This window comes from Gilliamella sp. BG1, from assembly GCF_046635625.1.
GTDB lineage: Bacteria > Pseudomonadota > Gammaproteobacteria > Enterobacterales > Orbaceae > Gilliamella > Gilliamella bombi.
The window spans coordinates 126559-150567 of record NZ_JBIDFG010000003.1; the positions used below are offsets into that span (position 1 = coordinate 126559).

Consider the following 24009-nt stretch of genomic DNA (forward strand, 5'->3'; position numbering starts at 1 on the left):
GGTGAATGGAGCTTTTACTATAGCTGTTTTGTTTTTAGTTTCATTATTACCGTTTTAGTTACCATTGCATTGCTATTCCGGTGTTTGAAAGGACTTATCTTTTTGGTGGTATTTTCGTTTTTATATATCCCAATGGTTATTTTGATTGTTTATTCGTTTAATAGCTCGCGTTTGGTGACAGTTTGGGCGGATTTTTCGATCAAATGGTATTTTGAGTTAATTAATAACGAAACATTACTTAAAGCTGTTGGGCTAAGTTTGTCTATTGCTGCAGGTGCTGCAACTTTTGCTGTTGTGCTTGGTACATTAGCGGCTTATGCTATCATTCGTTTTAGAGGATTCCGAGGCTCTAATTTATTTTCGTTTATGACTACAGCACCGCTGGTTATGCCAGATGTTATTACTGGTTTGGCTTTGCTGTTGTTATTTGTGGGAATGGGACAGGTACTTGGTTGGCCAAAAGACCGTGGCGCTATAACTATTTGGATGGCTCATGCTACATTTTGTACAGCTTATGTGACTGTGGTAATTAGTGCTAGGTTGCGTGAATTAGATAAGTCAATTGAAGAAGCTGCATTAGATCTTGGTGCAAATCCTTTAAAGGTATTTTTTATTATTACACTACCAATGATCGCACCAGCGTTAGTGTCAGGTTGGCTTTTAGCATTTACATTGTCACTTGATGATGTGGTTATTGCTAACTTTGTGACTGGACCAGGTGCTATGACGTTACCTAAATTGATATTTTCAAAAGTACGTTTAGGAGTTGATCCTCAGGTTAATGCTTTAGCAACAATTATATTGCTAATTGTTGGTATTATTGGCTTTATTTCGTGGCTATGGATGCGTAAAGCCGAACGGCGTCGCATAAGTGAAACTCGTAGGCATTAATTAAACTCTGCTCTTTCTATTATTGCCGCTGTTTGCGGCAATATTTCATTTTAAAACTCCGTGTCTTTTTTATCATTTTGTATTATAGTGTGATTCGTCAATTTTTTGGCAAAATTCTCAGGGCGGGGTGTAAGTCCCCACCGGTGGTATAGCCCACGAGCGCTTAATTTATTTTGTTAACTGTGGTAGTTGTTTTATTGCTCAGTTAGATTTTGATAGATTAAGGACAAGCAGATTTGGTGAAATTCCAAAGCCGACAGTAAAAGTCTGGATAAAAGAGAGTTGCTTATCTTTCCAATATTTGCTGAAAGGCAAAGTCATGCTGGTCAAGCACTGCCCTGATTCTGGTATTTTATTTATACTTAATTAATTAGATAGCAAATAGCCATTTGATTTTAATTAGATAAATAATGAAATAAATGAGTTAATAAAAATATAGGTATTTACCATGAATCAGTTTAATTTAAATGAATTTGGAACGCCCATTGAACGTGTTAAAAAAGCAATTGCTTCTATTAAAGCCGGTCAAGGTGTACTAGTTTTAGATGATGAAGATCGCGAAAATGAAGGTGATATTATTTGGGCTGCCGAGTCTATTACCAGTGAACAAATGGCTCTAACTATTCGTTACGGCAGTGGTATTGTTTGTTTATGTTTGCCTAAAAAACGCTGTGATGAGTTAAATTTGCCTATGATGGTAGAAAATAATACTAGTAAAAATAATACAGCATTTACCATCTCAATTGAAGCGGCTAATGGAGTTACAACAGGTGTATCAGCCGCTGATCGCGTTACGACTATTAAGGCTGCTGTGAATGATAACGCCAAACCAAGTGATCTTAATCATCCAGGGCATGTGTTTCCTTTAGTTGCTAAAGAAGGTGGTGTATTAATTCGCCGAGGTCATACTGAAGCATCTATTGATTTAGTGACATTAGCGGGTTTAAAGCCTGCCGCAGTATTGTGTGAGTTAACCAACGACGATGGGACTATGGCAAGAGCGCCAGAGGTTGTTAAATTTGCTAATGAGTATCATATGCCAGTTGTGACGATCGAAGATATTGTTGAATATCGTAACTATTTGGCATTGAAGTGAAAATCCTAACTTAAAAATGTTAAGTGCTTATCAACAGTATTATACAAGTTAGGGAAAGATCTTTTGTTTGTGATTTAAATCATCTTCCGCCGAAGTAAGGTATCGGCGGAATAGGGTGGAAATTAGCCAAGTACTTTTAATGTACAAGCTTTGGTTATTTTGACTCCATTTTCTAATGCTAAAGTGTCAAACTTCATTTCAGGATGATGTAATCCTGGTGTTAGATCAGCTCCTAATCCCCAAAAACCAGCTTTGACATTACGTTCACAAGGATAATTGAAAAAGTCTTCTCCACCTGGGGTGAAAATAGGTTCTTTTAACCCCTCTTTGCCAAGTACATCGACAATGGCTTCGGCAATAATTTTTGTGACATCATTATCAATTTCCGCGGCTGGAATTTCTTTAGTGACATTGATATCCACTTTCGCACCGATAGATTCAACACTGAGTTTTATCGCATTTAACGTTTTGGCTTTTAGTTCATCCATGGCTGGGTTAGTTGGCGCTCTTAGATCCCAGCATACATATGCTTCGGATGGAATAGCATTGGTGACTCCAGCATCGCAAATGCAACGTGTGGCTTTAACACTATAGTTTAAGTTAGGTGCAAGGTGAATGGTGTTAACTGCTTGAATGGCCAGTGTTGCTGCATCAAGGGCATTAACGCCTAAATGAGGTCGAGCACCATGTGCTGGGATACCATGAATATTTACTTCAACTGTGGTGGATGCTGAATAGTACATTGCCGCTGCAGCAAAGCCTTTTGGACATTCATCTTTTGGACGTAAATGTAAACCGATAATCATATCAACATCATCAATAGCTCCTCCTTCAATCATAGCTAAAGCACCTGTTCCAAGTTCTTCGGCAGGTTGGAAGATGAGTTTCAATCGACCTTTTTTGATGTTACCTTCTTTTATTAACTCTTGTGCCGAGCTTAATAATATTGATGAATGGCCATCATGACCGCAGGTATGTCTTGCGCAAGGTTCGCCGTTAATAATATGTCCTAGAGCATCCATATCTGCCCGTAAAGCGAGTACAGGGCCAGTTTTGCCGCTATCGTATTGCGCAACAATTCCTGTTGTGTTATTGATGTTGCGAGTTACTTTATAGCCTGCTTGTTCAAGTTGCTGTGCGATATATGACGATGTTTTGTGTTCTTCAAATCCCAACTCTGGAATTTGGTGTAAATACTGATAATGTTCTAAAACATTAGACATGTTTATCTCCTTTATTAAACAAAAAATCGCATAATAATCATTGAAACTAATGCATTAAAAATACTGGTTAACATGAGTAATGGCCAGTATTTTTTTGGTACATCGGCAACGCCTAATAATCGTCCCATATACTGTAATTGTGAGCCCATTAAGAAAATAGCTGGGGCTAATATGGTTATTGCTGTTGGATTGATTGTCCCTGCGGTAAATAAGTTAACTGCAACGCCTGTACCAGCTGATGCTGATAACCATGCAGTTAGTAATACGGTAATTGCTTCGCCAGGTAGGCCAAAAATCTCCATTACTGGAGCACAATAAGTTCCTATTAATTGCATTATACCTAAACGTTTTAGTATTTCGGTGATTACAAATGCCATTAAAATATTGGGCATTAAATTATTAATAGCAATGTTGAATCCTTTGCGAGCACCGATTACAAAAATATCTAAAGGGTTATTAGTTTGTTTTTGTGAATTACTCATTGATAAAATCCTTTTTATAAATTGTATTTAATACTAAGCGAACCATTACTGAGCCTACAAATTTAAGCACTAACATGATGACAAGAGGAATAAAAATAGCTACAGTCATTGAGGCAAATAATGCCGAACCAATCGAGAAGTAGTTATTAATTAAACCCGCACCAGAATATTGCCAAGCACTAATAATGATAAGGTCTTTTTTAGTAATTTGCTTTTCGTCATATAACTCTTTAGTTAATACAGCACCAGCATCAGTGCTTTGTAGGTCGGTAATTAATGCAAGTCCAGTTTTACCTGGTACACCTAAAATTGGTTTTAATAATGGTGTTAATAATTTATGTGCAGCACGAATGGTGCCGTAATGGGTAAATATTTCTAACACGCCTAGCGCTAACATAACCGTAGGTATAAGTGATAAGGCGAAAATAAAACCAGCTCTTGCACTGTGACCTCCTTCACCCACAAAAGTATTTTTTTCAGGATGTAGCATAGTGCCAAATTTGCCGCTTAAGCTGGTAAAATCAAACGCTCCTAGCCATTCTTTACCTTCTACATTAAAAAATAAGCCTGAAAAAAATAAAATGGCTACTATTAGTGATATATAGGCTTTTATACCAACTTTAAATTCATTATCTGTCTTTTTTGACATGCTGCCTTCCTTTTTCCGAATGTTTAAAAAATATTAAGTATTATTACAATTAACAATATTTAATAAGTATAAAATGTTTATTATACAATTTAGTTAAAAAATGCCTCAAAAGTGGTTTTTAGCATTCTATAACTATTTTAGGTTAAATTGAAAAAGATATAACATTTTTTATTTTTTTCTAATAAATTACAAATCTTTATTATATCTTGCATAATTAAGTATTATATAGAGGTGAATTGGTTAGCTTGTATAAGCTCTCTAACATTGAATTGTGTAATTTTGCCCTTGCCATTTATATATCTTCATTATAGAATTACTTACTTATTTGAAAAATAATAATAAAAATTGTGATGATGTTTCGTGAACGTTAGGCGTTTTGGTTTAATGGATAGGACCATATAACAATTGATATCTTTTGGCGGCAAATTCTATTTGCGAACCATCTTTTGTTTTGTCGTTGCTTTTAGCAATAGGGCATAATCAAGCATTATACTTAAACACATTGCAGCAGAAAATTGATTACGACATAAAATAAAGTAGCATAAACGAGGTAGCTATATGTTTAGCATGAATAAAGAGTGGGCATTTGTGGTGCTAACCTGCTTTTTTGAAATATGTTGGATTTTAGGATTTAGCATCGCAACCGAGCTTTGGCAATGGGTTATTATTGTATCGCTCATTATTATTGATTTTACTTTTTTAACCAATGCTTGCAAGACAATACCTACAGGTACGGTTTATGCCATATTTTCAGGTGTTGGTGCTGTCGGTGCAACGCTAATTGATATCTTACTTTTTAATAAAGAGATTAAGCTAATTCAACTTTTTTTTGTGGCGATAATTATTATTGGTGTTGTACAACTAAAACGTGCCGACAGTTAATATTTTATAAGGATAATTTAATCATGGGATGGCTGTTAATATTAATTGCATCAGTTTTTGAAGTAATTGGTGCTATAGGCCTTAAATTATATGCTGAGCAAAAAGGTCTATTTAGATTGGTTTTATATTGGGGAGGTTTTTTTGTCTCTTTTGTGCTTTTCTATTTTTCGCTCCATTATCTTGAATTGAGTGTTGTGTATCCTGTTTGGGTTGGTCTTGGGACTTCGGGTGCGGTGTTAGCCAATATGCTGTTATTTAATGAGCCTAAGAATTTTCCTCGTATATTTGGTCTCACCATTATTATCGTTGGTGTTGTAGGATTACATGCCACTCTATAATTAATTGCGTTTATATATATAAAAAAACCGGAGATTAACTCCGGTAACGCAAAGCGTAAAATAAGATATGGATGAATAAAAAATTATACTGAATTAAATTTCGTCAGCATGCTGTTTTAAGAAACTAGCAACGCCATTTGGATTTGCTTGCATGCCTTTTTTACCTTTTGTCCATTGAGCAGGGCAAACTTCGCCATGTTCTTCATGGAATTGGAAAGCATCAACAATACGAATCATTTCGTCAATGTTACGTCCAATTGGTAAATCGTTAATTGTTTCATGGCGTACAATTCCTGATTTGTCAATAAAGAACGAAGCTCGCAGTGCAACTCCAGCTTCAGGATGTTCAATACCATAAGATTGCATAATTGAGTGTTTGATATCTGCAACAATTGGGAATTTAACTTCACCAATACCACCTTTATCTTGTGGAGTATTGCGCCATGCATTATGTACATATTCAGAGTCCATTGAAACACCAATTACTTCAACACCACGTTTTTTGAATTCTTCTAGACGGTGATCAAATGCAATGATTTCAGATGGGCAAACAAATGTGAAGTCCATTGGCCAAAAGAACACAACGGCATATTTACCTTTGATATGTTGTAATAAATTGAAATTATTAACAATTTCACCAGTACCTAAAACTGCTGCTGATGTAAAATCTGGTGCTTTGCGAGTGACTAGTGTCATAGTATTTCTCCTTTATAATTAACTGCAACTCATGTAGCGTAGCATTATAGCAATTAAAATCTATTGTCAAAGTTGTTATAAACGATTGGTATCATAAGTTTAAGCTATTAAGTTGTGATTATTATTCGGTATTAGTTATTGATTTTCGGTTTGCCTTTATTTTTTGTGTCTCGATAGCGTTGTTTTATCTTTTTCTTTTTTACTTGTTCTTGCTTTTTGTTCGCACTTTTTTGTTTTGCTTTTTGTGAATGTTTTTTCTTAGTTACTGGTTTTGGTGCTTTAGTTTTAGGGCGTAATCCATCAATCGTTCTTAATTTGATTGGTTCCTTAATATAGCGCTCAATTTTTTGCAGTAGTTCGTTATCATGCGCTTCGACTAGCATAATAGCTGTGCCTTTTTTCCCTGCTCGAGCGGTGCGTCCAATTCTGTGTAAATATACATCGGCAGTTTTGGGTGCATCAAAATTAATAACATGAGTAATATTGTCAATATCAATACCTCGTGCAGCAACATCGGTTGCTACAAGTACATTGACAGTATTATTGCTGATCCTTTTTATTGCTTCATTGCGTTTTGCTTGTACCATTTCACCTTCTAAATAGCAGCTATGGATACCAGCTTGGTGTAGTAAGCTAACTAATTCATGCACACGTTCGCGTTTACGAACAAATACAATCGTTTTTTTTAATTGTTCTTGTTTTAATAAGTGAATAAGAAGTGCCACTTTATGAGTTAAATCATCGGCACGATAATAAAATTGCAGGATTTTTTTACGTTCTTTGCGTGAAGGCTCGGCATTGATTTCGATTGGATCAGTCAAAATGCGGCTAGCAAAGTTATGCAGTCCTTCACCTTCCAGTGTGGCAGAAAATAATAAAGTTTGTTTACGCCAACGGGTTTCGGCAGATATCATTTCGACATCTTGTGAAAAACCCATATCTAACATCCGATCAGCTTCGTCTAAAATAAGCATTTCAACTGCTCGGCAGTCGAAGTTTTCTTCTTTTATATACTGTAATAATCGGCCTGTTGTAGCAATAACAATATCTTGGTTTTTACTAAACACTTCAGCGTGATTCATATAAGCAACACCGCCAGTAATAGTTGCAATGCTTAAATTTGTTGATTCGGTTAATAATCTGGCTTGTTCAGCAATTTGCATGGCTAGTTCACGCGTTGGCGTTAAAATTAAAATTCGTGGTGGACCTGGTTTACGGCGTGGAAAATCGAGCAGATGTTGTACGGCCGGAATTAAAAAAGCTAGCGTTTTACCTGTGCCTGTTGGTGCAGAACCTAAAATATCTTTGCCATCTAAAGCAACAGGGATTGTTTGTGTTTGGATTACGGTTGGAGTATTTATATTTTGTGTTTGGAGATTGTGAATTAAAATATCATCTAATTCTAAACCAGAAAAAGTGTGTGTAGTCATAGTGTTCTTTTCATCTAAAATTATAAGGCACATTATAACGTTAATCGTTGTAACTACAATCAATAAAAATGTGATGGAATATTATTTTATTTTTATGGAGCGATTAATTGTAAGGTAGTTATTGCAGTGTAAAATATAGTTTTATGTCTAAAATTAGATGTTTTATTTAAGCAAAACTTATCATTGTTAGCTGTTTGTGATAAGATACGCATCCGTTTGCGATAACATGCATAATGATTATTTATGCTACCGAGGCTAAATTGGTTTAAATAATTAATGTTTAATTATTTTGTGGCTTAACACGGATTGGCTCAAATTTCCATATTAAATAATACTTCTTTAATAACTATCAGATAATGAATATGACTGAATGTTTCTCGAATGATAATTATAATCAACAGTTGAAAAAAAAAGTAGATAATTTAAAAGCATTATTATCAGATTTTTCACTGCCCGAATTATCGGTATATTGTTCACCTATTAGTCATTATCGTATGCGTGCTGAGTTTAGGATCTGGCATGATGGTGAAGATCTTTATCATATTATGTATGATAAAAAAACAAAAAAACGAATACGGGTTGATGAATTTCCTATTGCAACAAAACTAATTAATCAAGCAATGCAAACCATTTTACCTTTGTTACAACATAATTTGTTACTTCGCCATATGCTGTTTCAAATTGATTATTTTTCGACTTTAAGTGGTCAGCTATTAATTACGCTTTTATATCATAAAAAGTTAAGTGATGGATGGATTATAGAAGCAAAAAAATTAAAAACTCAATTAGCTGAACATGGAGTAGTTGCTAATATTGTAGGGCGAGCAAGTAATCAAAAAATAGCCATTGATGTGGATTATGTTGATGAAGTGTTGCCAGTAATGGATAAAACGTTTATTTATCGACAAATTGAAAATAGTTTTACTCAACCAAATGCAGCGGTAAATATTAAAATGCTACAGTGGGCCATATCGGTTACCAAAAATTCAACTGGTGATTTACTCGAATTTTATTGTGGTAATGGTAACTTTTCAATTGCTCTAGCACAAAACTTTCGCAAAGTATTGGCTACTGAAATAGCTAAAGCGTCTGTTTATTCAGCTCAGCATAATATTTTAGTTAATCAAATTGATAATCTTGATATTGTACGGTTGTCAGCCGAAGAATTTACTAGTGCAATTAAAAAAGAACGAGAGTTTAATCGTTTAAAAGGAATCAATTTGGATGAATATCAATGTGATACGGTACTTGTTGATCCACCACGTGGGGGAGTGGATTTAAATACCATTAATATATTAAAAACCTATAAAAAAATTATTTATATTTCGTGTAATCCTAATACATTGCGTGACAATTTACAGTTATTGACTAAAACACATTCAATTCAACATTTTGCTATGTTTGATCAATTTCCTTATACAGATCATGTCGAGACGGGTATTGTGTTGTATAAAAAGTAAAAGGAAGTAATATTCAATGTAGAGTATTTTTGTTAAAATATACTCAATTCGTACCTAACTAATTGTTGTTTCGGGTGTATGTAAACTTGCATCGATCTATAACAAAAAAAAAACCCTAGATAAACTAGGGCTGCATTAAATTGCAAGGAATGGATGAAAGGAAATAAAACAATGAAACAATAATGTCTAGCCTCATGAATCATTGTGTAGCTACTATAACAAAGATAAACCAACTAATTAATGACATTATGATTACAAAATAGTCATTAAACCATCATGATTGGTTTGGTGTTTATCATTTATTCTATAGCTGTGTTATGCAATTACGACAACCAGACAAATAACAAAGGAAATATTCAAGTATGAAATTGTTAGTAGTTGAAGATGAGCAAAAAACAGGTGAGTATCTTCGTCAAGGTTTAGTTGAATCTGGGTTTGTTGTTGATTTAACAAATAATGGTCTTGATGGTTATCATAGAGCCATGACAGAAGATTATGATCTAATTATTTTAGATGTGATGTTGCCCGATATAGTTGGTTGGAAAATTGTTCAGTCACTGCGTGAAGCAGGTAAAGAGACACCTATCATGTTACTTACCGCTATGGGAAGTGTGGATGATAAAGTTAAAGGCCTAAACTTAGGTGCTGATGATTATCTAGTAAAACCTTTTTCGTTTGCTGAGTTATTAGCTCGTGTGAAATCTATGCTCCGACGTAATGTCCCTCAAGTCAATAATTCCCAATTGAGTATTGCAGATCTGGTCATGGATCTTCCTAAACGTATGGTAACACGTGGAGATAAACGCATTGATTTAACCAATAAAGAATTTTTGTTATTAGAATATTTTTTACGTTATCCGGGGGAAGTATTACCACGATCATTAATTGCATCTCAAGTTTGGGATATGAATTTTGATAGTGATACTAATGTGATTGATGTTGCAATTCGGAGATTGCGTAATAAAATTGATGCTGATTTCGAGCCAAAATTGATTCATACAGTCCGTGGAATGGGGTATAAGTTAGATGTCTTGGATGAAACAGAATAAGTTAATATCATTTCGCTTGCCTCTTATTGTTTGTTTATTAACCTGCGGTTTACTTTATTGTTTTAGTTTTTTTATTGAACGTTCTTTTGAAAAAATTTCAATCCAACAAAATGTGTCCGAACTTAATTCGGTTATTGATTCTATAGAACGTGAATTAGTTTATTATTCTCCAGATGAGAATCGTGACGAATTTATTCAAAATTTATTATTAATTTTGACAGGACATCATCGCCTATTTGTTTATGTTATTGATGAGAAAGGTAAAATTGTTTATCGAACACGTGGTCCTAATCTAACCGTTGCTAAAAATCATATTGATTTTGATACCATTATTGCAAATCACAGTACCGCTATTTGGAATCAAGATAAAGCATCATATCGAATTGCCGCTTCACGAGTTTCGATTGAAAATGGTAGACAATATACCACTATAGTTGCTGTTGGTCGTGATTTACATCTCGAATTCATTCGGCGATTACACGATGGTTTAGGCTTGCTTATTGCTATTGCTTGTATTTTGGCCTTAATTGGTTCTTTTGTCAGTGTCTATTTTACCCAAAAACCAATTAATCGGTTGATTAAAAAGATCGAAAAAGTTAATTTTAAAAGTCTAAATTACCGTATTCCTGCTTCTTTAGTACCAATTAAATATGTTAGTTTAGTGAAAGCATTCAATGAGATGCTTAATCGGATAGAGGATGTGTTTCAGCGGCAACGTAATTTTACAGCAGATATCGCTCATGAGATGCGAACACCTATTACCAATTTAACAACTCAAACGCAAATAGTACTGAGTAATGCCAGAACAACTAATGAATATCGCGAGATATTATATTCAAATTTAGAAGAATACGAAAAAATGTCACAGATGATTTCTGATATGTTATTTTTAGCACAAGCAGATAATCGTCAATTGGTGCCTAATTTAATCGATATTGATTTACATAGCTTGATCACAATGATGTGTGAATATTTTGAACCACTTACCGACGAGAAGAATATTGCCTTTAATCTTGAAGGAAATTGTTCCCATATTCAAGGTGATAAGATGATGTTAAGAAGGGCAATCAGTAATATTTTATCCAATGCAATTCGTTATACACCTGAAAATCAGACTATCACTATAATTTTAAGTCAAGTAAGTGAAAAGCGAGTTCGAATCATCATTTCGAATCCAGGCAAGAAAGTTGATAGTAAACATTTGCCACACCTTTTTGATCGGTTTTATAGAGTTGACGAATCACGTCATCGTAATGATAATTCAGGTACAGGAATAGGGCTTGCTATCGTCAAATCCATTATTGAAACACATAAAGGTTCAATTTACGCTGAGTCTGATGAGCAATCAACCCGTTTTATTATTAATTTACCAACCACTATTTAACATCAAAGTCGCTGATCAGTAAATTAGCCGCTGCATAAGCGGCTTTATCTTTTAGTTCTTGTGGGACATTTTCGTTACGAACAACTTCGTCTAACACTTGCATAACAGCGCCTAAGGCATCATCAATATAACCGAGATCATTACTGCCAATTTGTGCGTATTTTTCATAAATAAGATCGCTATATTTATTCATTAAATTCATTTCTTTTTATTCCACTTATAAAAAGCTAACTAATTGTTTATAAACTTGTTCAGCTTGAATGGTTTGCATGCATTTTTCATCTGAGATAATACTAAATTGATTTTTTCCATAGCCACCAATCAATTTTGGATCGGTTTTGCCAAATAAAGTAATATTTGGACGATCCAATGCAGCAGTTAGATGACTTAAACCTGTATCTACCGAAACAACGGCTTTTGCTCCCGCAATAACGGTTGCTATATCGGAAAGTGAAAGCTTGGGAAGTACCTCTACGTGTTGGAATCCTTGTGCTAGACGAATTGCTCGTGCTTGCTCATGTGGTGCTCCCCAAGGTAATTTTATTTTTAACCCAGTAGGCTCAACTAATTTAATTAATTTCCGCCAGGCATCTTCGCTCCAGTGCTTTTCATCTCGTGTTGTTGCGTGTAAAAAAATTAGATATTGCTGATTATCGTTAGGTAATGAAGATAAAAAGTGACGCGCAATAGCATAATCACCCATTGAATCAGGTAATGTATATTGTAGGCTTTTTGCAAACAGCAATCTAATGCGCTCAATAGCATGCATTTGTTTAGGTACATTGTGTTTTACATCATAAAACCAACTAGCAATTGGTTCTTTGATACTTTTGCGATCCAAACCGTGTTTAATGCCCCGTGCTTTACGAGTAATAATAAACGCACTTTTAATGAGTCCTTGTGCATCAATAATCACATCATAACGTTGTCGTCTTAAGGTATTAATAAAATCATGGCGCTCTTGACGAATTGCTTTAGTGAACCAATTTTTTCGCCAGCGTCTTATTGCAACCGGTATCACTTGGTTTACAGCAAAGTGCCAACTAGGTATTTGGGCAAAATTTTCTTCTACTACCCAATCAAAGGATATATTTGGTAAATTGTTAGCCGCATCAGTTAATGCCGGTAAAGAATGAAGTACATCCCCCATGGATGATGTTTTAACCACTAATACTCTCATTATTCTTTACTCTTTTTACAGCGCATGATGAGTTTCATCAAAGTTTCGAAAACAATATCGGGTTTAATATCGATCAGACTTTGATGGTAACCTTGTTCTGCATCGCCTTTACGGACGCGGTGATAACCGGTAATTAAACGGATAACTTCGGCTTTATCTGATAGTGGAGGGGTAAAATCTGGACTACTTGGCCCATAAAGAGCAACCAGTGGTCTGTCTAAAGCTGCTGCAATATGCATTAGTCCAGAGTCATTAGTTACAATGGCTTTACAAGCAGCAATTAGGCTAACAGCTTGTTCTAATTGTGTTTGACCTGCTAGATTGATACATTTATCGCGATGTATCATTTTAGCAATAATTTGTTCTCCTACTTTGCGATCATTTTTGGACCCAAAAATAATAACTTTAGCGTGCTGTTTAACTAGCATATCAGCAAGTGCCGCGTAATGATAATCGGGCCAACGTTTTGCAGGACCAAATTCAGCACCAGGACAAAAGCCAATTAATGGTTCATCTTGTGTTATAGTAAAAGTTGAAAGAGCTTGGGTTATTTCATTTTGTTCGACATTGAGTTTTGGCCATAGTAGTGGTTGTGGTAAATCGGAAGCCGAATGAATCTGTCTATTAGGATAAGCAAGAGCAATATAGCGTTCAATCATCAACGGAAATGCTTGCTTATCAAGTTTACGAAGATCGTTTAATAAACCATAACGCATCTCGCCTTTCCAACCTGTACGTTTAGGAATTTTGGCAAAAAATGGAATCAGTGCTGATTTGAATGAATTAGGTAATACAATAGCATGATCATAATGGTTATCACGCAGTGATTTACCTATTTTATGACGTTTTTTTAACGCAAACTCACCATGGCCTAATGGCATTGCAATTGCTTGATTCACTTCTGGCATTTTATTTAATAACGCTCGACACCAAGCCGGTGCTAAAACATCAATTTCGTTATTAGAATCAAGTTGTTTTAATGTACGATACAGGCTTTGCGACATCATCATATCGCCAACCCATGAAGGACCAATAATGAGTGTTTTCATTTAATCAATTCCATCTTATTGTTCATTGAGCCATTTCATATATTCAGCAGTTCCTTCTGCAACATTCTTAAATTCAATTGGGCATTTAGTTTTTCTAAATTTAGTCAGATCTGCTTGGGTATAGCTTTGATATCGTCCTTTTAGATGTTCAGGAAAGGGGATATAATCAATTTCATCTTTTTTATGGTAAGTAAGAACCGCATCAGCGACAGCTTGGAACGACTCTGCTCGACCCGTTCCACAGTTATAAATTCCTGATATTTTATTTTTCCAGAACCATAAATTGACCGCAACGACATCACCAACATAAATAAAGTCACGTTTAAAGTTTTCACTACCTGCAAAGAGTTTTGGTTTTTCACCTTTATTAATTTGTTCATTTAAGTGAAATGCGACACTTGCCATGCTACCTTTATGTGATTCACGTGGTCCATATACATTAAAATAACGGAATCCACAAATTGGCGAATTAGCTTGGGGTAGTAATTGTCTCACATATTGGTCAAATAAGAATTTAGAATATCCATATACGTTTAATGGCTTTTCGTAAGTGCGATCTTCAATAAAGTTATCACTGCGCCCACCATAAGTAGCGGCTGATGAAGCATATAAAAATGGAATATTGAAATCGAGACAGTAATGCAACAAGTCTTTAGAATAGTCATAGTTATTTTCCATCATAAACTTGCCATCCCATTCTGTGGTTGACGAACAGGCACCTTGATGAAAAACAACATCAATATTAAGATCGTCATGACTAATAATAGCTGCGATAAACTCATCTTTGTCCATATAATCGGCAATATCTAGATCAGCTAGATTAGAAAACTTGGTGCCGTCAGTTAGATCATCAACCACCAAAATATCTTTGTGCCCCAGGTCATTCAAACCTTTAACAATATTACTACCAATAAACCCTGCGCCGCCTGTTACAACAATCATGATCATTTTCCTTAATCAATAAAACTAATCTGCTTATAATAGCGATTTATGATAAATTTTTCGAGTGCTCATTTAAAAAAGCATGGGCAAGACGAGTTTTTTATGAATTCACTTTATTTTTTGCAGTAACTAAAATATATCTTGCTAAATTAAGATAAGGTTCAGTTTGGCAGTATTTTTGTTCCAGTTCTAATAGTTGTTCAAAATGAGTTTCTGCTTTGGATTTATTGATTAGATAGTCATGAAAAATACGAATCCCTGTTTTTTGCAAAATATCAAAATCAAGTTGTGTAAGCCAGTGATATACGTCTGTTGGAACTCTTGGATAATCGGGAGAAAGTGTCTTTTTCTTACGCTTAGCTAACCCTGATTTTGTGTAACCAAAATTGCCTAATGTGACCGTTTTAAACAAAAGCGCATGATAGTTATAAAACATTAACGATAAAAAACCATCAGATTTAAGGTGTTGTTTTAATGATTTTATTAATTCAATTGGTTCAGCAACCCACTCTAATACAGCATGACAAATGACTAAATCAAACTGTTTGTTTATTAAGTTATCAAGCTGCTGAATAGAGCAACAAAGACAATCTATATTTATCTTTTCGGATTGAGCTTTTTGTTTTGCCAGTTCTAGCATTTGTTCAGAGATATCGCAAAGCGTTACTTGATGCCCAAGTTTGGCTAGCCGACAGGCGATCTGACCTTGCCCTCCACCTGCATCTAGAATATTTAATGATTTATTGTGTGGATAGGTAGCTAAAACTTTTTCTAGTTCTTGCCATACTACCGCTTCGCGAATTTGACCTTTGGTTGTGCCATAAATATTTTGTGCAAATTTATTGCTGATATCATCAAAATTACGATCTTGTTTATTCATGACTTATTTTTGATTGTTTAGTTGTTCTGCTTCAGCATTTATTTGCTCTATTTTAGTTGCCATTTGGCTATAGCACTGTTCCATTAAGGCTCTAGCATCCTCTTTGCCTAGATTTTTGGTTTCGATAGGTTCTAACATTTCAACAATGATATGTCCATTATTTAGGCGGTTTAATTTAATATTATTGGTTTGCGATACACAGATTGGCACAATTGGTACTCCAGCAGCAATGGCAGCTTTAAATGCACCTGTTTTAAACGGTAATAATCCCCGTCCACGGCTACGAGTACCTTCAGGAAACATCCAAATAGATATGCCACGCTTTTTAATTTCATTAACAACTTGTCCGATTGTGTCGTGAGCTTTTGATTTATTATTACGGTCAATAAGAATGTTACCTGTAAGATAATAAAGTTGCCCAAAAAAAGGAATCCAAGCCAGACTTTTTTTACCTACTGTTACCGTTTTAGGTTGCACAACATCACCAGCTACAACTATATCATAGTTATCTTGATGATTCGCAATATAGATACAGCTACCTATTATATTGATATTAGGAGGCGTACGAGTATCAACTTTTACTCCCAATATAGGTTTGAATAGAAAGCTAAATAAATGAGCAAATCTTGCTACATTTTTGGGATTTCTTGGGTTAAATAGGCAAAAAATGACGCCTAAAACACAAACGATAATACCAATTATAACACCACTAATTAAGCGAAAAAGAAATAGCATAATTTACCTCATAAGTTAATTTACGTATTATATACTTAATCTAAGCTAATATACAGTTCGTTAACGGCTTCTTCTAAAGGGTGATTATGTATAAACCAACTATAACTTGGGACGAAAATCAAACTCCTGTCTCTACCTATTTCGATGATGTTTATTTTAATACTGAAGGCGCAATTGAGGAAACCAGATATGTATTTGTTGAAGGTAATGATTTACGTCAGCGTTTTTTGAATCACAAGCAAGATACATTTATAGTTGGCGAAACAGGCTTTGGTTCAGGGCTAAATTTTTTGATTTTATGGGAAACATTTTTACATTTTAGAAGTCAATACCCGAATCATAGACTTAAACATCTTGCATTTTTTAGTGTTGAAAAGTACCCGTTATCGTTAAATGAATTAATAAAGATTCATAATAGTGTGCTTTTTAAAAATAAAACATTACTTTCATTATCAAAACGACTTCAGGCTTTTTTAATTGATTCTACTTTCCAGTTTGACGATGTTAGTTTAAAGATATGTAATGATGATATTAGCAATTTTTCAGATTTTTTAACAAAGCAAAATGTTTTGATTGATGCTTGGTTTTTTGATGGGTTTTCACCAGCTAAGAATCCAGATATGTGGTCAGAACGTTTATTTAAAAATTGTTTTAGCCTGACAGTATCTGGTGGTAGTTTTGCTACTTTTACTGCAGCAGGATTTGTTCGTCGTCATTTAATTATTGCAGGATTTATCGTTCAAAAACGAAAAGGCTTTGGTTCAAAACGTGAAATGTTAGTTGGCTATAAGTGAGTATGTATATTTGTTACAGTCTTTTTGCAAATTAGATAAACAACATGAGTAATTTCCACTATTAAGTAATTTTCTAGAAATGATAAGGTAATTCATATAAAATATTAAACAATAATAATTTATTATTTATACTATATTTATGAAAATAAAAGTAAGTTAAATAGGAGAATAGATGAAAGCCTTAAAAAACGTTTTACTTATATTAACCACCGCTATGGTTTTAACTGGTTGTGAAGAAAAAAACGAAGAATATTATTTAAACAATATAGACTCAGCAAATAAAAAAGTAGAGCAATGTAATCAGGATCTAAAAAAGGCATTTATGGCAAGTGATAAAGGCGGTATCGAAAAGGTAGAAAAAGATCCTGAATGTCGTGCTGCAATGTCTGCAATTAAAAAAGACAAAAAGATAAAATATGAATTAGAAAACAAACGGAAAGAAGACGAAAGAAAACAAGCAGTAGATTCTGAAATGAGTGCTATTAAAAAACAAATTTCTGGTATGTCGTGGGGCGAATCAGTTAATGAATATTTAAAGGTAGATGAATGTAAAAGTAGTTTTTCATTTAATAAAAGCCCGAAATGTGAAGCTTGGGAAACGATTTATAAAGAAAAAGTAGATGAAGGTAAAAAAGAGTTAAAACAACTATCTTTTAATGAAATTAAAGCAAAAATGCAGTCTTTATGTAAATTAGACAAAAGAACTGGTTCTAATTGTAGTGTTGCCGAAAAAGCGTTAGAGGAAAAGGCGACTGAAGAATTAGCTAATGCTGATATTCAAACCATTGAATCAAAAAAATCACTATACTGTGCAGATGATCTAGTTTTTTTACCAGTTTGTAGTATTAGTTGGGAAAAAGCATGGAAAAGAGAAAATGATAAGTACATTAAATTCTATACAGAAAATAATGCGGAATTTATTACTACATATAACTCATGCATAGATAAATTAGAAGCAGTTAAATCTCAAAAATTAGACTGGAACAAAGAAAGTAAATTACAAAAAGCAATAAAAGAAGGATACCCTTGTAGTCAGGTAAAGGATGCTTACACGAAAAGGGGAATGGGATATTCTTGGTTTGATAAAAAAATTGAAGAATAACCTAATAGTAGCTCCATGTCAGACAGGAACAAATTATGTAATATCAAACAAAAACGAATGTTGATAGCACTTTTTTACCGTTGAAATGGCTAACCTTATATGCAGCTTAGTTAAAGCGTCAGTTAGCACGTTTTAGGCTAGGATGGTGTTAGCCTTTTACCCTATTGAGATTCTGCATAAGATAATGGGCATAGAGTCCTTTGGGGTAATGTTAAAAATCGAATTGATAAATCAGATCCAATGTTTGAGCTAAACTTGATGTTGCATCTAAATAGAGACTAGGCATTAGGCGATAACGTAAAGTAAAAGTGGCCAATGAATCAAATATACCTACACCATATTTAAGTTGTAAATTAGGTAATATGTAGCCACTAACCACAACTTTAGAGTTATTACCGGCACCTTGCGTATCAAGTGTTAGATTTTTAATACCAAATACATTACCAATATCGCCAATATATTTACCTGTTTTCGCTGTGCCAATACCAACCAGCAAAGCTGTCATCATATCGCTATCGCTTTGTTCTGTACTATCGAGTCCTTGTCCTCGGATTAAGTAGGAGAGTGCTTCTTGCTGTGACATGGCGGGATCTGAAAATACTTCAATTTTTGGCGATTCAGAAGATCCTGTAACACGGATTCCAGCCATAATATTACTATTTTCCATTGCTTCTGGATTACGAATTGCTTCTATATCGAGTGTAGCTTGATCAGCCGATCCTGAAAAAGTAATGATGCCTTTATGAATAATTAAATCTTGCCCATAAGCATGGAATCGACCTGTTGGAATCAAAACTTCACCATGCAAATCAAGTCCTTTATTGGTTTGTGCCGCAATTAAACTACCTTTAAGCGAAGCCTTTAGTCCAAAAGCATCGACAATAACGTTATCACCAATATCAATTTCAAGATGACTATTGATCTTAATGCCAAATTCCTGAGGCCTAATAGGTTTCCGATTTATATCGAGCATTACTTCATCTGGTGAGACATCAACACTTGATGCTGGTAGTGATTCAACTGTTATTTTTCCTTTTGGAATGCTAACTTTACCTAATAACGTTAATTCATCTTGTGTTACATTGATTTTAATATCTGGAACAATTGACATAACAATCATTGGTGGCACAGTAACTTCCATGGCAGCGCCATTAACAGCTAACGAGGCTTGCCATTTATCTATAGTATTCCAGCTGGCATTACCATTAATATTAACATTGCCAGCTTGAGTTGTTAAAACACCTTTTAATGTGGATGATTTACCATTGAAATTGAGGTCAAATTTAGCTGATTTAATATCAATTGGTAATTGGCTAGATTTGATTTCGCTATTTTGTAAGTTAATATTTCCTGTTAGCAATGGCTCATTTAATGAGCCAGAAAATTTAACGTTACCATTAATAGCCCCTTTAGCATAGTCTTTGCTATCTAATAACGGGTTAATAATTGCTAAAGCTAAGTGATCGATACTTAATTGACCAATTAATTTTTTTTGTTCAATTGGATCAGTAATAACAAGATTACCGTTTATTTTTCCTAATTTATGCAGACCAAATTTCCAATCCAATTTAGCTTGTTGTTCATTAAATTCAGCATCTATTTTGAAAACATCAAAAGGCAATAGTAACGATTGGGAGGTAACCATTTGTTGAATATAAACATCATAACTTGTTAAATTTGCTTTTATTAATGGTATTGTATTGTCATTATTAAATTGAATAGTTATTTTTCCATTTACATTACCAGTAAGTTTGGTTTCACCGTCATTTGGTATTGGTAGCCTAGATAGATTAATGTTTTTTAAGGTGATACTTGTATCAGTATTTTTAGCTAACAAAAATTGCTTATCAAGGCAAATGCTTGACTTTCCATTAATCCAGCAATGAGCATTAATTGCTGGGATTTGATTATTAACATCATAAGATAAGTCAACAGATTTAGCTAATTGCCAACTGTTATTTTTGTTTAAATTGAGTAGCGCACCTGAAATGGTTCCGTTCCACTTTGTGCGTTCTTTATCAAGTTTTCCTGTTAACGATGTTTTTAGTGATGCAGGTTCACCACCAATATTAACGGTTAATATATGTTGGCTTTCACTACCAGATAGATCAACATTTAGTTTTTTTATGGTTTGATTTGAAAGTTCTATTGATTGTCCTGTGAGTTTAATGTTGCCACTGATCTGTTCTTTATACTCAACTTTACCTATAAGATTAGCTTTGGCTATTTTGATGGTGTTAAAAGATAGCGAGTTAATAGCTAAACTAGTATCTATAATTGCATTATCATGTGTGCGATTAAGTTTTATATTACCCACAATTGAACCTTGCATATCATCAACTATTAACGATAATGATTCGAGATTTAATTTCGCCAGTAAATTGCCTTTTTCTGCTGAACCATTTAAATCGATCTGATTTTTACCCCAATTGATTGCAAAATTATTAGCAGTGGCTAAGTTTTCAGAATCAACATATACGTTACCAAATGCTAAAAAATTAGCATGATTAATATTACCTTTTAGTTGTAGATTGGAAAAATCAAACGCCCATTTATCTTTGTCTAGTACGCCTGTAGTTTTAAATTGACCATTTAATCGAATCGGATAGTTAGGTAGTTCTTTGTACATATCAACATTATTTAGTTTTATGTTGATATCCCATTGTAATGCTTGTGGCCAACTTATATTTCCATCTATATTAATTTCACCTTGAGGTAATTTAATGATGCCATGATCAATGCTTGCCTCTTGATTAGTTCCTTTGCCAGCAATATCAAACGAAGTATTAATTAATTCTTTCCCTTGAATAATACCTTTGGCCGACATTTGAAACTGCTGTACATTACCATTTATTGATGTGGAAAAATCATTTAATTGATATTGTGCTTGTCCTTCAATTGGCCATTGAATATGCTTACCTTCAATTTGAGTGATTATAGGTAAGTATTTTTCAATAAAATTGATGTGTCCACTCATCACCATTTGATTCGAACCATCAAGGTTTATATTGGTTAATAACTCACCAAGCAATTTACCAGAAAACTGTGCTTCCAATCGGTTTTGTTCAGTATCTGCTTTTATTAAAGCTAATATAGGCCAGTCATCGTGTAATGTGATTTCGCCTGAAAGTGAAACATGTCCGCTAGCATAGGGAGTTATAGCATCTGTATCTAATTGTTTTATAATAATACGGCTATTAACAATATTGGTTTGAATTGTAACGTTATCAAATAGGTAATCATGCCCCCCCATATGTAATAGCCAGTTTGTCCCTCTTAAACTAGTTACATTAATATCTAATGGAATATTAACTTGAGGCAATGATTCAATCAGTGGTTGATTAAAAAGTTGGGCGATTTTTTCATTAAGTGCGATATCTGTATCGGACGTTTTTACTGGTACATTTGCTGCTTTATTATCTGTAAAAATAGCATTCAACCCTGTAGCAACAGCAGGATAAACATGAATCTGATTATTAACCCATGTGGCTTTACCCGTGAAGTCAGACATTCCAAATTGCATATCATCAACAGTGACTTTTACATTAGTAAGGTGTGTGCTGTTAAGCTCTATAGGTAATGGAGTTTTGAGAACAAAATGTTGCTCTGCGGTGGTAGTATCAATAGTAGTTTCACTTGGTGAACTTTCGATTTCTTTAGTGTTAATTGAAACATTTACACCATTGGCATTGAATTGATTGATGCAGACTTCAGTCTTTAATAAACAAAGTCCTGTGAGTGAAAATGAAGCATCATTAACTTGAACATTAATACCCGGTAATTCAAGCGAAAGTCCTTGTATATGCAAATCATGAAAGGTGCCTTCAACTTGAGTTATTTTTAACTCAGGTAGAAATTTATTTAAAACATAGGTGGTTAGTTTTACACCAAGACTGGTGTATATAAACAAAATAACAAAAACAATTAGAAAGGCGATAACAGATAAAATGGCGATGCTTCGCTTTTTCCATTTACGTATCCGCTTTAATTTTTTTACTTTTTTAATTCTAGCTGAATATTTAGTCATATTATAATTCGCTTCCTAGGCCAATGTATAGGTGAATTGAACCTGTATCTTTGTTAAGTGGTGTTGCTAAATCGACCTTTATTGGCCCAACCGGAGAAGCCCAACGAATGCCAAAACCAGTTCCTGTATAAAATTTAGTTTTATCAACTTTATCTATAGCTTCACCTGTATCTACAAATGCAGCTCCCCACCATGATCCAGATAAATTATATTGATATTCAAGTGAACCAGTGATGAGTTTAGAAGCTCCTTTTAATTTACCTTTTTTATCCTTAGGCGAAATAGACTGATAACTGTAACCTCGAATACTGCGTTCACCACCAGCAAAAAATCTAAATGATGGTGGAACACGGTCAAAATTGCTCGCTTGTATAATGCCAAAATTGCCACGAGCTATAAATCGATGCGATTTTTTTAAGGAGCGAATCCAAGTTTGTTGTGCTTGAAATCGCACTAGATTAATATCTGAACCTAATACTTCTCCAGCTGATTCAACAGAATAACGTTGTGAATCGCCCCACATTGCTAATAAATTACCATCAGAACGGATTCTTGATATGCTAAGCGATGGGTAATACAAGAATGTTTTAAAACTTGAATCACCTTGGGTAAAGTCATCATTTAACACATTTAACCCTAATGCAGTTTGCCATCCATAAAAATTATCCCAATTACGTAAAGCCCCGAACGTATAAGAACGTGAGTAGGTATCATTATTATCTATCTTTTTATAACCACCTTGGATAGTGTAATATTGCTCTAAAGGTGATTTTTTTAAAGGGATTTTGTAACTCATGGTCACCAATTGTTCTGGCGAAGATAGTGATAAGTTACTTTGAAAACTTTGCCCTCGACTATTGATCCAAGGTTTATTCCAACCAATCTTACCATGCACGCCGTTATCTGTTGAAAAGCCCAACCCTAAGTCCATATTATTTTTTTTTCGGGGTGAGGTTTCTACATCAATGGGAAGAACTCTATCTTCGGTTAGATGAGGAAAATCTGGGACAACAACCACTGAATTAAACCAGTTTGTAGAAGTAAGGCGTCTATTTAATAATGATAATTGTTCAGCTGTATATTCCTCACCGTCTTTAAATGGCACAATATTAGCTAAATAGTCATCACGAATTTTGGCATTATGAAAAGTAACTTTACCAAATCGATATCGCCTACCTGTTGTATAATCAATATTCCAAAAGGCTTGATGATCAGACATAGATACAGCTAATTGATGTTTAGGCATATTGGCATCAAAGTAACCTTTTTTTAGTGATAAATTTTGCAGGCTTTTCTTAAATGATTCATAAATACCATGATTTAACACATCGCCAATTTTTGGTAAGTTGTTTTTAAGTAAATATTGAAAATCAGGATCTTGTTTCCCCTCACCAGTAATATTAATATTAAGCTGCTCAACTAATACGGGTTCGCCAGGTGAAACGTTAACAACAAGAACTTTTGGGTTTTGTGCGTTATATTCAAAGCTAGGAGAGTAGTAACCCAATGCACGTAATGCTTTTTTTGTTTCGCTTTCAAAATAACGCTTAAAATTTGGAGTATCACTAACTTTGTCAGGTGTAATTAATGAAGTTCGTGCCTCAACATTATCTGCAAGATCGCCTTTTAATCCCTTAATGGATAACTTCATGTCAGCATAACTTGTCGTAGCTGTCATAACTAAAAGTAAACCTAATGAACAGGAGAATCGAGACACATA

Annotated in this window: 22 protein-coding genes and 1 riboswitch; of the genes, 9 read left to right on the forward strand and 13 right to left on the reverse strand. The window is 34.2% G+C overall.

What is annotated here, in order from left to right; all coding sequences use genetic code 11:
• Positions 1-132 precede the first annotated feature (132 nt).
• Positions 133-891 (forward strand): ABC transporter permease subunit, encoded by a 759-nt coding sequence (locus ACGH80_RS02210; protein WP_141671718.1) that lies wholly within the window; start codon positions 133-135, stop codon positions 889-891.
• A 109-nt stretch (positions 892-1000) separates the two neighbouring features.
• Positions 1001-1178: riboswitch (FMN riboswitch) on the forward strand.
• Between the two features lie 161 nt (positions 1179-1339).
• Positions 1340-1987 (forward strand): 3,4-dihydroxy-2-butanone-4-phosphate synthase, encoded by a 648-nt coding sequence (gene ribB / locus ACGH80_RS02215; protein ID WP_174798031.1) that lies wholly within the window; start codon positions 1340-1342, stop codon positions 1985-1987.
• A 122-nt stretch (positions 1988-2109) separates the two neighbouring features.
• Here ribB and ACGH80_RS02220 read toward each other — a convergent pair whose 3' ends face one another.
• The 3 genes from ACGH80_RS02220 to ACGH80_RS02230 are packed head-to-tail and all read right to left on the reverse strand — an operon-like array spanning position 2110 to position 4341.
• Entirely contained in the window at positions 2110-3210 is a 1101-nt protein-coding gene (locus tag ACGH80_RS02220; RefSeq protein WP_411630469.1) for an amidohydrolase, read from the reverse strand.
• Between the two features lie 14 nt (positions 3211-3224).
• A complete protein-coding gene (locus tag ACGH80_RS02225; protein WP_065589180.1) occupies positions 3225-3692 on the reverse strand; it encodes a YjiG family protein in 468 nt (155 codons plus the stop codon).
• Positions 3685-4341, reverse strand: coding sequence for a nucleoside recognition domain-containing protein (locus ACGH80_RS02230; protein ID WP_296301758.1), 657 nt, complete (start codon positions 4339-4341; stop codon positions 3685-3687). The genes ACGH80_RS02225 and ACGH80_RS02230 overlap by 8 nt, the downstream gene beginning before the upstream one ends.
• A 558-nt stretch (positions 4342-4899) precedes the next feature.
• Here ACGH80_RS02230 and ACGH80_RS02235 point away from each other — a divergent pair.
• Both ACGH80_RS02235 and ACGH80_RS02240 read left to right on the forward strand, forming a co-directional pair.
• Positions 4900-5223 (forward strand): DMT family transporter, encoded by a 324-nt coding sequence (locus tag ACGH80_RS02235; RefSeq protein WP_202983885.1) that lies wholly within the window; start codon positions 4900-4902, stop codon positions 5221-5223.
• Between the two features lie 23 nt (positions 5224-5246).
• Complete coding sequence (locus tag ACGH80_RS02240; protein ID WP_085164172.1) at positions 5247-5561, forward strand: DMT family transporter; 315 nt, start codon at positions 5247-5249, stop codon at positions 5559-5561.
• A gap of 93 nt (positions 5562-5654) precedes the next feature.
• On the opposite strand, the gene ACGH80_RS02245 is transcribed toward ACGH80_RS02240, so the two are convergent.
• Both ACGH80_RS02245 and srmB read right to left on the reverse strand, forming a co-directional pair.
• The gene (locus ACGH80_RS02245) at positions 5655-6257 is read right to left on the reverse strand and encodes a peroxiredoxin C (protein ID WP_065589177.1); all 603 of its coding nucleotides are present in this window, start codon (positions 6255-6257) and stop codon (positions 5655-5657) included.
• A gap of 131 nt (positions 6258-6388) precedes the next feature.
• The gene (srmB, locus tag ACGH80_RS02250) at positions 6389-7687 is read right to left on the reverse strand and encodes an ATP-dependent RNA helicase SrmB (protein WP_411578130.1); all 1299 of its coding nucleotides are present in this window, start codon (positions 7685-7687) and stop codon (positions 6389-6391) included.
• Between the two features lie 362 nt (positions 7688-8049).
• Here srmB and trmA point away from each other — a divergent pair, with 362 nt between their 5' ends.
• The 3 genes from trmA (at position 8050) to ACGH80_RS02265 (ending at position 11580) form a co-directional block, all read left to right on the forward strand.
• Positions 8050-9147 carry a tRNA (uridine(54)-C5)-methyltransferase TrmA gene (trmA, locus tag ACGH80_RS02255; protein WP_065589175.1) on the forward strand — a complete coding sequence of 366 codons (1098 nt, stop codon included), beginning with the start codon at positions 8050-8052 and terminating at the stop codon, positions 9145-9147.
• 362 nt (positions 9148-9509) lie between these two features.
• Entirely contained in the window at positions 9510-10196 is a 687-nt protein-coding gene (locus tag ACGH80_RS02260) for a heavy metal response regulator transcription factor (RefSeq protein WP_034914857.1), read from the forward strand.
• Positions 10183-11580: a heavy metal sensor histidine kinase gene (locus tag ACGH80_RS02265; protein ID WP_174798036.1), complete on the forward strand. Its 1398-nt coding sequence runs from the start codon at positions 10183-10185 to the stop codon at positions 11578-11580. The genes ACGH80_RS02260 and ACGH80_RS02265 overlap by 14 nt, the downstream gene beginning before the upstream one ends.
• Here ACGH80_RS02265 and ACGH80_RS02270 read toward each other — a convergent pair.
• The 6 genes from ACGH80_RS02270 to ACGH80_RS02295 all read right to left on the reverse strand — a co-directional run bounded on the left by ACGH80_RS02270 (position 11573) and on the right by ACGH80_RS02295 (position 16366).
• Positions 11573-11773, reverse strand: a complete 201-nt coding sequence (locus tag ACGH80_RS02270; RefSeq protein ID WP_065560145.1) for a YaeP family protein — start codon at positions 11771-11773, stop codon at positions 11573-11575. The two genes, ACGH80_RS02265 and ACGH80_RS02270, sit on opposite strands and share 8 nt — an antisense overlap.
• Before the next feature lie 24 nt (positions 11774-11797).
• A complete protein-coding gene (rfaC, locus tag ACGH80_RS02275; RefSeq protein ID WP_065589173.1) occupies positions 11798-12760 on the reverse strand; it encodes a lipopolysaccharide heptosyltransferase RfaC in 963 nt (320 codons plus the stop codon).
• Complete coding sequence (gene rfaF, locus ACGH80_RS02280) at positions 12760-13809, reverse strand: ADP-heptose--LPS heptosyltransferase RfaF (RefSeq protein ID WP_065589172.1); 1050 nt, start codon at positions 13807-13809, stop codon at positions 12760-12762. The genes rfaC and rfaF overlap by 1 nt, the downstream gene beginning before the upstream one ends.
• A gap of 15 nt (positions 13810-13824) precedes the next feature.
• Complete coding sequence (gene rfaD, locus ACGH80_RS02285) at positions 13825-14751, reverse strand: ADP-glyceromanno-heptose 6-epimerase (RefSeq protein WP_085164186.1); 927 nt, start codon at positions 14749-14751, stop codon at positions 13825-13827.
• A gap of 100 nt (positions 14752-14851) precedes the next feature.
• Positions 14852-15631 (reverse strand): methyltransferase domain-containing protein, encoded by a 780-nt coding sequence (locus tag ACGH80_RS02290; protein ID WP_411630470.1) that lies wholly within the window; start codon positions 15629-15631, stop codon positions 14852-14854.
• A gap of 3 nt (positions 15632-15634) precedes the next feature.
• Positions 15635-16366 carry a 1-acylglycerol-3-phosphate O-acyltransferase gene (locus ACGH80_RS02295; RefSeq protein WP_034914875.1) on the reverse strand — a complete coding sequence of 244 codons (732 nt, stop codon included), beginning with the start codon at positions 16364-16366 and terminating at the stop codon, positions 15635-15637.
• 86 nt (positions 16367-16452) lie between these two features.
• On the opposite strand from ACGH80_RS02295, the gene mnmD reads away from it, so the two are divergent.
• On the forward strand, positions 16453-17160 hold the full coding sequence (gene mnmD / locus ACGH80_RS02300) for a tRNA (5-methylaminomethyl-2-thiouridine)(34)-methyltransferase MnmD (RefSeq protein WP_411630471.1): 708 nt from the start codon (positions 16453-16455) through the stop codon (positions 17158-17160).
• A 172-nt stretch (positions 17161-17332) separates the two neighbouring features.
• Positions 17333-18262 (forward strand): hypothetical protein, encoded by a 930-nt coding sequence (locus ACGH80_RS02305; RefSeq protein WP_411630472.1) that lies wholly within the window; start codon positions 17333-17335, stop codon positions 18260-18262.
• A gap of 211 nt (positions 18263-18473) precedes the next feature.
• On the opposite strand, the gene ACGH80_RS02310 is transcribed toward ACGH80_RS02305, so the two are convergent.
• A complete protein-coding gene (locus tag ACGH80_RS02310; protein ID WP_411630473.1) occupies positions 18474-22289 on the reverse strand; it encodes a translocation/assembly module TamB domain-containing protein in 3816 nt (1271 codons plus the stop codon).
• 1 nt (position 22290) lies between these two features.
• On the reverse strand, positions 22291-23967 hold the full coding sequence (locus tag ACGH80_RS02315; RefSeq protein WP_065589165.1) for an autotransporter assembly complex protein TamA: 1677 nt from the start codon (positions 23965-23967) through the stop codon (positions 22291-22293).
• Between the last annotated feature and the right edge of the window lie 42 nt (positions 23968-24009).

What these genes read in the sequence shown, in the direction of transcription:
- ACGH80_RS02210 (WP_141671718.1), top strand. Translation starts at nt 133, where the DNA reads ATGGTTATTTTGATTGTTTATTCGTTTAATAGCTCGCGTTTGGTGACA.
- ribB (WP_174798031.1), top strand. Translation starts at nt 1,340, where the DNA reads ATGAATCAGTTTAATTTAAATGAATTTGGAACGCCCATTGAACGTGTT.
- ACGH80_RS02220 (WP_411630469.1), bottom strand. Translation starts at nt 3,210, where the DNA reads ATGTCTAATGTTTTAGAACATTATCAGTATTTACACCAAATTCCAGAG.
- ACGH80_RS02225 (WP_065589180.1), bottom strand. Translation starts at nt 3,692, where the DNA reads ATGAGTAATTCACAAAAACAAACTAATAACCCTTTAGATATTTTTGTA.
- ACGH80_RS02230 (WP_296301758.1), bottom strand. Translation starts at nt 4,341, where the DNA reads ATGTCAAAAAAGACAGATAATGAATTTAAAGTTGGTATAAAAGCCTAT.
- ACGH80_RS02235 (WP_202983885.1), top strand. Translation starts at nt 4,900, where the DNA reads ATGTTTAGCATGAATAAAGAGTGGGCATTTGTGGTGCTAACCTGCTTT.
- ACGH80_RS02240 (WP_085164172.1), top strand. Translation starts at nt 5,247, where the DNA reads ATGGGATGGCTGTTAATATTAATTGCATCAGTTTTTGAAGTAATTGGT.
- ACGH80_RS02245 (WP_065589177.1), bottom strand. Translation starts at nt 6,257, where the DNA reads ATGACACTAGTCACTCGCAAAGCACCAGATTTTACATCAGCAGCAGTT.
- srmB (WP_411578130.1), bottom strand. Translation starts at nt 7,687, where the DNA reads ATGACTACACACACTTTTTCTGGTTTAGAATTAGATGATATTTTAATT.
- trmA (WP_065589175.1), top strand. Translation starts at nt 8,050, where the DNA reads ATGACTGAATGTTTCTCGAATGATAATTATAATCAACAGTTGAAAAAA.
- ACGH80_RS02260 (WP_034914857.1), top strand. Translation starts at nt 9,510, where the DNA reads ATGAAATTGTTAGTAGTTGAAGATGAGCAAAAAACAGGTGAGTATCTT.
- ACGH80_RS02265 (WP_174798036.1), top strand. Translation starts at nt 10,183, where the DNA reads ATGAAACAGAATAAGTTAATATCATTTCGCTTGCCTCTTATTGTTTGT.
- ACGH80_RS02270 (WP_065560145.1), bottom strand. Translation starts at nt 11,773, where the DNA reads ATGAATAAATATAGCGATCTTATTTATGAAAAATACGCACAAATTGGC.
- rfaC (WP_065589173.1), bottom strand. Translation starts at nt 12,760, where the DNA reads ATGAGAGTATTAGTGGTTAAAACATCATCCATGGGGGATGTACTTCAT.
- rfaF (WP_065589172.1), bottom strand. Translation starts at nt 13,809, where the DNA reads ATGAAAACACTCATTATTGGTCCTTCATGGGTTGGCGATATGATGATG.
- rfaD (WP_085164186.1), bottom strand. Translation starts at nt 14,751, where the DNA reads ATGATTGTTGTAACAGGCGGCGCAGGGTTTATTGGTAGTAATATTGTT.
- ACGH80_RS02290 (WP_411630470.1), bottom strand. Translation starts at nt 15,631, where the DNA reads ATGAATAAACAAGATCGTAATTTTGATGATATCAGCAATAAATTTGCA.
- ACGH80_RS02295 (WP_034914875.1), bottom strand. Translation starts at nt 16,366, where the DNA reads ATGCTATTTCTTTTTCGCTTAATTAGTGGTGTTATAATTGGTATTATC.
- mnmD (WP_411630471.1), top strand. Translation starts at nt 16,453, where the DNA reads ATGTATAAACCAACTATAACTTGGGACGAAAATCAAACTCCTGTCTCT.
- ACGH80_RS02305 (WP_411630472.1), top strand. Translation starts at nt 17,333, where the DNA reads ATGAAAGCCTTAAAAAACGTTTTACTTATATTAACCACCGCTATGGTT.
- ACGH80_RS02310 (WP_411630473.1), bottom strand. Translation starts at nt 22,289, where the DNA reads ATGACTAAATATTCAGCTAGAATTAAAAAAGTAAAAAAATTAAAGCGG.
- ACGH80_RS02315 (WP_065589165.1), bottom strand. Translation starts at nt 23,967, where the DNA reads ATGACAGCTACGACAAGTTATGCTGACATGAAGTTATCCATTAAGGGA.